Source organism: Pseudomonas kurunegalensis, from assembly GCF_030291635.1.
Classification (GTDB): Bacteria; Pseudomonadota; Gammaproteobacteria; order Pseudomonadales; family Pseudomonadaceae; genus Aquipseudomonas; species Aquipseudomonas monteilii.
This window is the reverse complement of sequence record NZ_CP127871.1, coordinates 131,957-141,872: the sequence shown is the minus strand read 5'-3', so window position 1 is coordinate 141,872 and position 9,916 is coordinate 131,957. Positions and strand designations below refer to the sequence as shown.

The following is a 9,916-nucleotide window of genomic DNA, read 5'->3' as shown; positions in this document are numbered from 1 at the left end:
TGGACTCTCCGTGTGACCCGATGGGTACTTCCCTGCCAGAGCGGCACTGCAAGCCACTTCAGGCGGAACTTATGTCGATGATCTCTTGACGCTTTCTTGCGTCAACATTCCGTCTATAACTTTTTGAAACCGCAATACTGCCAAAGTATTGACCTTATACAGGCCATCCTAAACAATCGGCAATGTAATGTCACATTGATATTTGTACCTTAGCCAACCGTTTGCCGAGGACAAATGTCGTACATCATCGAAAATGCGCTGGCCGTTAAGTTCAGCAGCCTTTTCCACATAAAGGCAGATGCCATTACACACTTTAGAAGCACCGTCCATCGGCTACCGTCAAGGTCGTTGGCGTCAACATTCTGGTCACTTCCGTTGCTCCAGGCACGTGCGCGTCTACAAGCACAAACCTTGCCTGAAGTCGCCCCGAAAAGGGTTTGAAACCCAGGCAGAATCAGGGCCGCACTCATGCCCTTGCCAACCAAAACCTGCTACTGACCGCGGCCACCAAAAACGATTTACCGCAGATCAAACAGATAGCGAACCCGCACGCGAATACTGGCATGGGAATGATGGCAAACCATCGGTGATTACAGAACCACGGTTCAACGTGCAAACGCACTTCGTGCGATGAATTTTAATGATCTGCCCGCTTTAAAACGTCAACAAATCAGCGCCTGTTTACTGACAAGCCCGCGAGCCGATCATTCACCCACACGGCGTTGTCTGGATGGCAGGCTATGCTGCACATGAAACGGATCCCCAACAGGATCAGAAATGAAACAGTCACCGCATGGCAGCGTCTATGCAGTAGCAATAACGACGTAGAATTGTTTACTCAGTATCGATTCAAGGCGACCATTGGCCAGCTGCCTTGCAGCACCATTGAACGTCAGGGTGAGCCGACAGACCTGAACGGCGGCACACCCACCCCACCCACCACAAGGATGAAGAGAGCGCCGCGTGGAATCTGAAGTCAGTCGAGTCCAACTCAGCCACGATCCACGCAGTCAGCATGACGATCCCTTGCTGGATAGTCTGCTGAGCCTGTGTGTCCTGCACCAGAAACCCGCCAGCCGGGTCATGCTGACCACGGGCCTGCCGCTGCCCGCCCAGCGCCTGAGCCCCGAGCTGCTGCCCCGCGCCGCCGCCCGGGCGGGCTTGCAAGGGCGCCTGCTGCAACGCAAGCTGGAGCAGATCCCGAGCATCGCCATGCCGGCCATGTTGCTGCTCAAGGAAGGCCGCAGCGCCGTCCTGCTGGGCTGGGAAAATGAAGATACCGCACGCCTGCTGCTCAGCGAGAGCGACGGCGGTGAGGTGCATGTCAGCCGCGAAGCCCTGCAAAGCGACTACAGCGGCCGGGTGTTCTTTGCCCAGCCGCAACACAAGTTCGACGTCAACCACGGCAACCTGATCCCACGGGCGAAGTCGTGGTTCCGCGACACGCTGCTGCGCAGCAAGTGGCTGTATATCGATGCCATCGCCGCCAGCCTGGTGATCAACCTGATTGCCCTGGCCGCGCCGTTGTTCGTGATGAACGTGTATGACCGCGTGGTACCTAACCAGGCTACGTCGACACTTTGGGTGCTGGCCGTCGGCATCGCCGGCGCCTACATCTTCGACCTGATCCTCAAAGGCCTGCGCGGCCTGTGCCTGGACCTTGCCGGCAAGAAAACCGACCTGATCATTTCAGCAACGCTGTTCGAACGCATCGTCGGCATGTCGATGAAGTACCGGCCGGCACGGGTGGGCAGCTTTGCCCAGAACATTCACGAGTTCCAGGGGCTGCGCGACTTCCTCGCCTCGCTGACGCTTACCAGCCTGATCGACCTGCCTTTCACCATCCTGATCCTGATCGTCATCGCCATCATTGGCGGGCATCTTGTGTGGATCCCGATCATCGCCTTCCCGCTGGCCCTGGGCATCGGCTATGCCCTGCAACGGCCGCTGATGGCGACCATGGAGCGGACCATGGCCTTGGCCTCGGAGCGCCAGTCCAGCCTGATCGAGACCCTGGCCGGCCTGGATGCGGTAAAGGTCAACAATGCCGAAAGCGAACGCCAGTACATGTGGGAACAGACCCTCGGCACCCTCAGCCGTCTGGAACTGCGTGTGAAGGTGCTGTCGAGCCTGGCAATGAACATCACCATGCTCATCCAGCAGCTGGCTGGCGTGGCGATGATCTGCGTCGGCGTGTACCTGATCATCGACGGCAACCTCAGCATGGGCGGCCTGGTGGCGTGCTACATGCTTAGCGGCCGGGCGCTCGGTCCACTGGCCTCGCTCAACGGCTTGCTTGCCCGCTACCAGCAAGCCAAGGTGACCATGGTTTCCACCGACCACATGATGGAGCTGCCGCAAGAGCGCAACTTCGAAGAGCGCCCGCTGAGCCGCAAGGTACTGCAGGGTAGCGTCGAGTTCCGCGGGGTCGATTTCACCTATCCCAACCAGCAGAACCTGGCCCTGAAGAACATCAACCTGACCATCCGCCCCGGCGAGAAGGTAGGCATCATCGGCCGCAGCGGCTCGGGCAAGAGCTCGCTGGCCAAGCTCATCGTTGGCCTGTACGAGGCCGATGGTGGCTCGCTGCTGGTCGATGGCGTGGACATTCGCCAGATCGACGTCAGCGAACTGCGCCACAACATCGGCTATGTACCGCAGGACATCCAGCTGCTGGCTGGCACCCTGCGCGACAACCTGGTCAGCGGTGCCCGCTACATCGAGGACGAACTGATCCTGCAGGCCGCCGAACTGGCGGGCGTGCACGAATTCGCCCGCCTGCACCCGGACGGCTACGAGCTGCAAGTAGGGGAACGCGGGCAAAACCTGTCTGGTGGCCAGCGGCAGAACGTTGCCCTGGGCCGTGCACTGCTGCTGAACCCGCAGATCCTGCTGCTGGACGAGCCGACCAGCGCCATGGACAACACCGGCGAAGAACGCCTCAAACAGCGCCTGCAAGCCGTGGTGGAGGGCAAGACGGTGCTGTTGGTCACGCACCGCGCCTCGCTGCTGTCGCTGGTGGACCGACTGATCGTGATCGATCGCGGACAGATAGTCGCCGACGGCCCGAAAGCCGCGGTCATGGATGCGCTGAAGAAGGGGCAGATCAGTGTTGCATAAGCTGGATATGGGGCAATTCAAGGATGGCCTGAGGCGCTATTTCAAGGGCTCCGACTCACTGGGCGGCCAGCCGCTGCCAGAGGTGAACAAAGCCCTGATCGAGGATGCGCCAAGGGTGGTACGGCTGACCATCTGGGGCGTGATCCTGTTCTTCGTGTTCATGATCGTATGGGCCAGCGTTGCGCCCATCGATGAGGTTACGCGGGGCGAAGGCAAGGCTATCCCGTCTTCCAAGGTGCAGAAGATCCAGAACCTGGAAGGCGGCATCGTCGCCGAGATCTTCGCCAAGGAAGGGCAGATTGTCGAAGTGGGCCAGCCGCTGCTGCGCCTGGACGAAACCCGTTTCGCGTCCAACGTCGGTGAAACCGAGGCAGATCGCCTGGCCATGGCCCTGCGGGTCGAACGGCTGAGTGCGGAAGTTCAGGACAGCCCGCTCAAGATCGACGAAGCACTGCGCAAAGCCGCACCCAGCCAGGCAGCCAGTGAAGAGTCGCTGTACCAGAGCCGGCGCCAGCAACTGCAGGACGAAATTGGCGGCCTGCAGCAGCAACTGGTCCAGCGCCAGCAGGAACTGCGTGAATACAGCTCCAAACGCGCCCAGTACGCCAACAGCCTTGAGCTGCTGCGCAAGGAAATCGGCATGTCCGAACCGCTGGTGGCGACCGGTGCGATTTCCCAGGTAGAAGTGCTGCGCCTGCGCCGTGCCGAAGTTGAAAACCGTGGCCAGCTTGACTCCACCGCACTGGCCATCCCGCGTGCCGAGGCCGCCATCCGCGAGGTACAGAGCAAGATCGAAGAAACCCGTGGCAAGTTCCGCAGCGAAGCATTGACCCAGCTGAACGAGGCACGCACCGAGCTGAACAAGGCGACCGCCACCAGCAAGGCACTGGACGACCGGGTGCACCGCACCATGGTCACTTCACCGGTGCGCGGTATCGTCAAGCAGCTGCTGGTGAACACCATTGGCGGGGTCATCCAGCCAGGCAGCGATATCATCGAGATCGTGCCACTGGACGACACGCTGGTCATCGAAGCGAAAATCCTGCCCAAGGACATCGCCTTCCTGCACCCAGGCCAGGAAGCGACGGTGAAGTTCACAGCCTATGACTACACCATCTACGGTGGGCTCAAGGCCAAGCTGGAACAGATCGGTGCGGACACCATCACCGATGAAGACAAGAAGACCACGTATTACCTGATCAAGCTGCGCACCGATCGCAGCCACCTGGGGACTGACGAGAAACCGCTGCTGATCATTCCGGGGATGGTGGCCACGGTGGATATCATGACCGGCAAGAAAACCATCATGAGCTACCTGCTCAAGCCGATCATGAAGGCGCGTTCGGAAGCGCTGCGCGAGCGGTGATAGCCATCCCTGTGGCTTCGCGGTCGCTGTAGGAGCGGCCTTGTGTCGCGAAGGGGCTGCGCAGCAGCCCCGGCATTTTATGCATCACTGCTGAAATCCTGGGGCCGCTCTGCGGCCCTTTCGCGACACAAGGCCGCTCCTACAACAGATCGCGCAAGGCCAGTCAGCGCCAAGGCGCAGGTCCGCCGACCAACTGCCCCTGAATCCCGCCTACACCCATCTCCTTCAACACCAGCCGCTCCCCCTCCGTCTCGACCCGCTCGGCAATCAACGGCAGGTCGATGCTGTGTGCCGCGCGCTGGATCGCTTCGATGAACAGACGTTTGTGCTGCTCTTGGTCGATGTTGCGGATATAGCTGCCATCAATTTTCAGGTACGCCAGGCCCAGATGCGCCAGGTTGCCGATCATGCTGAAGCGGCCGCCGAAGCGCTGTAGCGCCAGACCAAAGCCAAGCGCGTGCAGGCGCCGGGTCAGGTGTTCCAGGGCAGCCTGCTCAGGCAACTGCTCCTCACCAATTTCAAACACCAGCCGAGGCCCCATGGCCGTGTTCTGGGCCAGCAGCTCGAAGACGCGCTGCAGGGCCTTGGGGTCGGCCAGCGTGGCGGCCGACAGGTTCAGCGCCAGCACCTGGTCATGCCCACGCAAGTGCGCCAGCACTTTCTCCAGCACCAGCACATCCAGCCGTGGCATCCAGCCAAAGCGTTCCAGCCACGGCAGGAAGCGGCCCGCGGGCAACGCCTCGCCCTGGCCATCCTTCAAGCGTGAAATTACTTTGTGGTGCAGCACCCGTTGTGCCGTGCCGGCGTCCACCACGGGCTGGAAGAACAGTTCGAAATGCCCGTTGATAAAGGCTTGGTCAAGCCGCTCATGCCAGTCGTGCTGGCTGTCCGCCGCAACGGCAGCCACGCCTTGTTCAAGGCACACCCAGCCTGGCGTCGGCTGGTTTTCGGCACGGGCCAGGGCTTCGTCGGCAAGCTTGAGCAACGCCTGTGGTGCATCACCGGGGCTGAACGGCGCAAGGCCGATGCAGGCAACCGGGTCGATATCACTGGCGCCGGTCTCGTGCAGGCTCTGCAGCGTCGCCTCCAGTGCCTGGGCTAGGTGTACCGCTTCCTCATGCACCATGCCCGGCGCCAGCACGGCAAACTCGCCGCCACGGCTGCGGGAAATCAGGTCGTTGGTTTCCGGGAAACTGGCACAGGTACGGCGCAACTGCTCACCCACCGCTTGCAGCAACTGGTCTGTGCGCTGACCACCCAGGCGAGCATTCAAACCCGCCAGGCCTTGAACGCGCAGCAACAGCAGGTAGCCCGCGCGCGCTTCTTCCAGGTTGCTCACCCGGGTGTTCAGCTGCATCTCGAAATAGCGGCGGTTGGACAAGCCAGTCAAACTGTCCTGGTACGACTCGGCACGCAGCCGCTCGCTGCGCTCGGCCTGCTCGGTGAACAAGGCCTTGAGCTTCTCGACCATCTGGTTCATTGCCTGCACCACGCGGCGCAACTCCGGCGTACGCGGCAACTCGGGCAGGCTGAGGAATTCGCGACGGGCAATGGCGTGGGATTGCTCGACCATGTAGTCCAGCGGCCGCAACTGGCGGCGCAGCAGCAAGGCGCCAAGCACGGCACTGGCGGCACCGCACAGCAGCAGCCAGCCCAGGCTGCCCAGGGCGCTTTGCCAGAGCTTGGCAATGGCGAACATCGGGTGGCTGATCACTTCAACGCGCGCGGCCTGCTGCCAGCCACGGCTGACGATGGCGTCCCCGCCGGCAGCCTCCAGGCCGATAAGGTGCACGAACCAGCGGGGTACACCGCCAGGGTCCGGCTCGGCGTGGCGCTCCACCAGCACGGCATTGGAACCCAGGTCGACGACCTTGATGCTGGAGTAGTAACCACTGTCGAAGATCGAACTGACCATCAGCTCGACCATCGCCGGGTCGTCGATATTAGGCGTCAGTGACAGCGCCAGTGCGGTCGCGGCATCCTGGGCATGCGAGCGCAGCTGGTTGACGTACTGGCTGCGCGAGCTTTCAAGGCTGACCATGAAACTGCCACTGAAGGCGACCACCAGGAACAGGCAAATGGCCAACAGCAATTGTTTGAACAGTGACATCTGTGCTCCTTCAGTAAACAGGCTCGGCCGGGAACCCTTCGGCCTGCATTTTTTTCAGCAAATCCTGCCAGCGTGACAGCCGCTTGGTATCGCCGACCTTCTTGTTGCCCGCGGCCCCCGTCAGCCACAACCCCTCACCATTGAAGGCGTATACCGGCAACAGGTCGGTACGCTGGCTGGCCGGCTTGATGGCATCCATCAGGCTATCGAGCACCAAAGGCTGGGCCTGTGGGCTTGAATAATAGGTCAGTACCATATGCGCCCGGTTCTGCCGCAACGCCTTTACGTAGGTGATGCGCAGTTTTTCGCTGGGGATGCCCATGCGCCGCAGGCTGAAGTATTTGGCGATGGCGTAGTCTTCGCAGTCCCCGGCGCCCTTGATCAAGGCCTGCACCGGTGTGGCCCAGTAATCGACCTCATGCCAGAGATCGATGTCTTCGACATAGCGCAATTGCTGGTTGAAGAAGCGGTTGACCACTTGCAACCGCTCAAGCTCGCTACCCTGCTTCTGGGTAGCCATCAGGTTCTGCCAGGCATCGATACGCCCCTTCCCGGCCCCCAAAGGGCCATACAGGGCCTGCGACTTGCGGCTGATCTGGGAAAAATCCCAATCCGCGTGCAAGCCGCCCAGCAGCAGACTGCCCAGCAGCGCGGCAAAGCCGACACGTCGCACAACGGTTTTGAGCACCCAGGATATCGCCACTGCGAAGCCCTGTTCAGATCAGTCGAAAGCAGCGATGGTGGGGCTTGCCACAGCAAAAGACAATGGCACGCTGCAATCATGCACCCGCTTGTCAGCCCGCCTACACTTTCTGTTTATAACCTTCTATAGGCCGCTTCCTTTGGCAGGCGACTTCATCCACCATAGCCGCGCTTTTGGGGCGCCCGTTCCATTACAGGTGCAGGTTTGACAATTCCCATGGGCTGTAACTAGTGTCATTGGATCCAACTTTAGTCATCGTTGAGGCAGACGTCGCGTGGCCGAGAAAATCAAATTGAGCAATGTGCTGGCCAGCGAGCAGCTGTTGCCGCACCAGGCCCGTGGCGTGATCGAAGAACGCCTGCGTAGCGCCATTCTCGATGGCCGCTTGCCGCCAGGTACTGCCGTGCGCCAGCAAGAACTCGCCACCTTGTTCGGCGTCAGCCGCATGCCCGTGCGCGAGGCCCTGCGCCAGCTGGAAGCACAATCGCTGCTGAAAGTGGAAATGCACAAAGGTGCGGTGGTTGCGCCGTTGATCGGCGAGGATGCGGTGGACACCTATGCCCTTCGTGTACTGCTTGAGAGCGAGGCGCTGCGCCAGTCCATCCCGCTGCTGGATGCCAGCGACATCGCCAGCGCCCGTGGGTATATCCAGCTGCTGGAAAACGAAACCCGCCATGCCGAAATCGGCCGCCTGAACCGCCTGTTCCACATGTCGCTGTACAGCAAGGCACCAAATAAAAAACTGCTGCGCCTGATCGAGAACGAACTGAACGAAGAAGAACGCTTCCTGCGTTTTCATCTTTCGTCCATGGGCTTGGGCAAGCTCACCCAGGATGATCACAACGCACTGGTGGATGCGGCCAGTGACAAGCTGGTGGATGAGGCGGTAGCAGTGCTGGAACAGCACCTCAATAATGGCGCACGGGTAATCCGTAATTACCTGGATACGCAGTTAGGGCGTTAATCCGTCGCCGGCTTTAGGGGCGACGCGAGCTGATGGGTTGCAAATTGATTCTGCCCCGCCAACAATGAGACTAATTATCATTCATGTCCATTGATGCCGGCGCCCTCCTCCATGCCCAGCAACGACTGCGTGCAAACGCTCTACAGTGACCACCACAGCTGGTTGCACACCTGGTTGCGCGGCAAGCTCGGCAACGCCGCCGATGCCGCAGACCTGGCCCAGGACACCTTCGTACGCCTGCTGCAGCGCCGTGAGCAGTTGCAGCTGAATGCTCCCAGAGCCTTCTTGCGCACGGTAGCGCGTGGGCTGGTAATCGATCACTGGCGCCGCGAGGAGCTGCACAGGGCCTACCTGGAGGCGCTGGCTCATGTACCGGAAGCCCAGGCCCCCTCTGCAGAAACCCGCGAGCTGTTGCTGGAGTTGCTCGAGCGCATCGCACGCATGCTCGACGGCCTCAAACCCAAGGTACGACGCGCCTTCCTGCTGGCCCAATGCGAGGGGCTGAAGCACCAGGCCATCGCCGAACAGATGGGAATCTCCGTACGCACGGTAGAACGCAACATTGCCGATGCGCTCTACCACTGCTACGTGCTGCGCTACGAAGACGAGTGTTGAAACGATGACCGCCGCACGCCCAGATGCAAAAGTGGTCAAGCAGGCCATCCAGTGGATGCTGCGGCTTCGTGAAAGCGGGCATGACCCGGCTCTACAATCAGAGTGCGCACAATGGCGCAATGCTCGGCTCGAACACGAGCAAGCCTGGCAACGGCTGACACACCTGCATCAAGACCTCGACTTGCGTGCCATACCCGGTGCCGGGCTGGCGTTGCAAACCCTGGAAACCAGCCAGCAACGCCTGCATCGGCGGCAGGCGCTGAAGCTGCTTGGCGGCGTTGTCATGGCGGGGTCGGCAACATGGCTGGCCAAGGACATCGATGCCGTCAGTGCATGGGCCTCGGACTATGCCACCGGCACGGGCGAGCGACGCGCGTTCACGCTGCCCGATGGCTCACTGATGCAACTCAATACCCACAGTGCAGTGGACCTGGCCTTCAGTGACCAACAGCGTCTGGTCCGCCTGAAGCACGGGGAGCTGATGATCACCTGCGGCCCTCGGTATTCCTTGCTGGTACAAACACGTGACGCGCTGCTGGAAGGCTTCGAAGGGCGCTTTGTGGCCTACCAGGACAGCGACTGTACGCGCGTCAGCGTCAGCCACGGCAAAGTCGCGATTCATCGACCTGGGAATGGCCAGCTGCTGTGGATCGAAAGCGGCCAGAACTGGCGCCTGGATGCTCAAGGCGCGCACCGGCTCGCACACATGGACATGGATGCGATGGCATGGGCCGAAGGGCTGATCGTGACCCAGGACATGCGCTTGGCCGACTTCCTCGCGCAGGTCAGCCGTTATCGTCATGGTTATCTGGGCTGCAGCGACGAGGTTGCAGATCTGCGCTTGTCGGGGGTGTTCCGTCTCGAAGACCCGGAGCAACTGCTGCAGTTGCTGCCGCAGACGCTGCCCGTAAAGCTTCGTCAACGTACACGCTGGTGGATACGCGTAGAGCGCCTGGCCTGATAAGGCCTTATCGATTTCTGGCGGGTTTTGAATCCCGGTCCGGCTAGGACAGTAAGCGACCCCTTCTGCCCTCAACC

Annotated in this window: 7 protein-coding genes; 5 read left to right on the top strand and 2 right to left on the bottom strand. The window is 60.9% G+C overall.

The window, feature by feature from the left end:
• The first annotated feature begins 963 nt into the window (after positions 1-963).
• Both QQ992_RS00650 and QQ992_RS00645 read left to right on the top strand, forming a co-directional pair.
• A complete protein-coding gene (locus tag QQ992_RS00650) occupies positions 964-3,120 on the top strand; it encodes a type I secretion system permease/ATPase (protein ID WP_119368427.1) in 2,157 nt (718 codons plus the stop codon).
• 7 nt (positions 3,121-3,127) lie between these two features.
• A complete protein-coding gene (locus tag QQ992_RS00645; protein WP_156868235.1) occupies positions 3,128-4,486 on the top strand; it encodes an HlyD family type I secretion periplasmic adaptor subunit in 1,359 nt (452 codons plus the stop codon).
• A 163-nt stretch (positions 4,487-4,649) separates the two neighbouring features.
• Here the strand turns inward: QQ992_RS00645 and lapD are convergent, their stop codons facing one another.
• Both lapD and lapG read right to left on the bottom strand, forming a co-directional pair.
• A complete protein-coding gene (lapD, locus tag QQ992_RS00640) occupies positions 4,650-6,596 on the bottom strand; it encodes a cyclic di-GMP receptor LapD (protein WP_286111929.1) in 1,947 nt (648 codons plus the stop codon).
• Between the two features lie 10 nt (positions 6,597-6,606).
• Positions 6,607-7,293 (bottom strand): cysteine protease LapG, encoded by a 687-nt coding sequence (gene lapG, locus QQ992_RS00635; protein ID WP_401350707.1) that lies wholly within the window; start codon positions 7,291-7,293, stop codon positions 6,607-6,609.
• Between the two features lie 280 nt (positions 7,294-7,573).
• Between lapG and QQ992_RS00630 the strand changes: the two genes are divergently transcribed.
• From QQ992_RS00630 to QQ992_RS00620, 3 genes are all read left to right on the top strand, one after another.
• The gene (locus tag QQ992_RS00630) at positions 7,574-8,263 is read left to right on the top strand and encodes a GntR family transcriptional regulator (protein WP_105948833.1); all 690 of its coding nucleotides are present in this window, start codon (positions 7,574-7,576) and stop codon (positions 8,261-8,263) included.
• Positions 8,264-8,374: 111 nt separating this feature from the next.
• Positions 8,375-8,878 (top strand): sigma-70 family RNA polymerase sigma factor, encoded by a 504-nt coding sequence (locus tag QQ992_RS00625; RefSeq protein ID WP_286111928.1) that lies wholly within the window; start codon positions 8,375-8,377, stop codon positions 8,876-8,878.
• 4 nt (positions 8,879-8,882) lie between these two features.
• The gene (locus QQ992_RS00620; RefSeq protein ID WP_286111927.1) at positions 8,883-9,839 is read left to right on the top strand and encodes a FecR domain-containing protein; all 957 of its coding nucleotides are present in this window, start codon (positions 8,883-8,885) and stop codon (positions 9,837-9,839) included.
• Positions 9,840-9,916 lie beyond the last annotated feature (77 nt).

What these genes read in the sequence shown, in the direction of transcription:
- QQ992_RS00645 (WP_156868235.1), top strand. Translation starts at nt 3,128, where the DNA reads ATGGGGCAATTCAAGGATGGCCTGAGGCGCTATTTCAAGGGCTCCGAC.
- lapD (WP_286111929.1), bottom strand. Translation starts at nt 6,596, where the DNA reads ATGTCACTGTTCAAACAATTGCTGTTGGCCATTTGCCTGTTCCTGGTG.
- QQ992_RS00625 (WP_286111928.1), top strand. Translation starts at nt 8,375, where the DNA reads ATGCCCAGCAACGACTGCGTGCAAACGCTCTACAGTGACCACCACAGC.
- QQ992_RS00620 (WP_286111927.1), top strand. Translation starts at nt 8,883, where the DNA reads ATGACCGCCGCACGCCCAGATGCAAAAGTGGTCAAGCAGGCCATCCAG.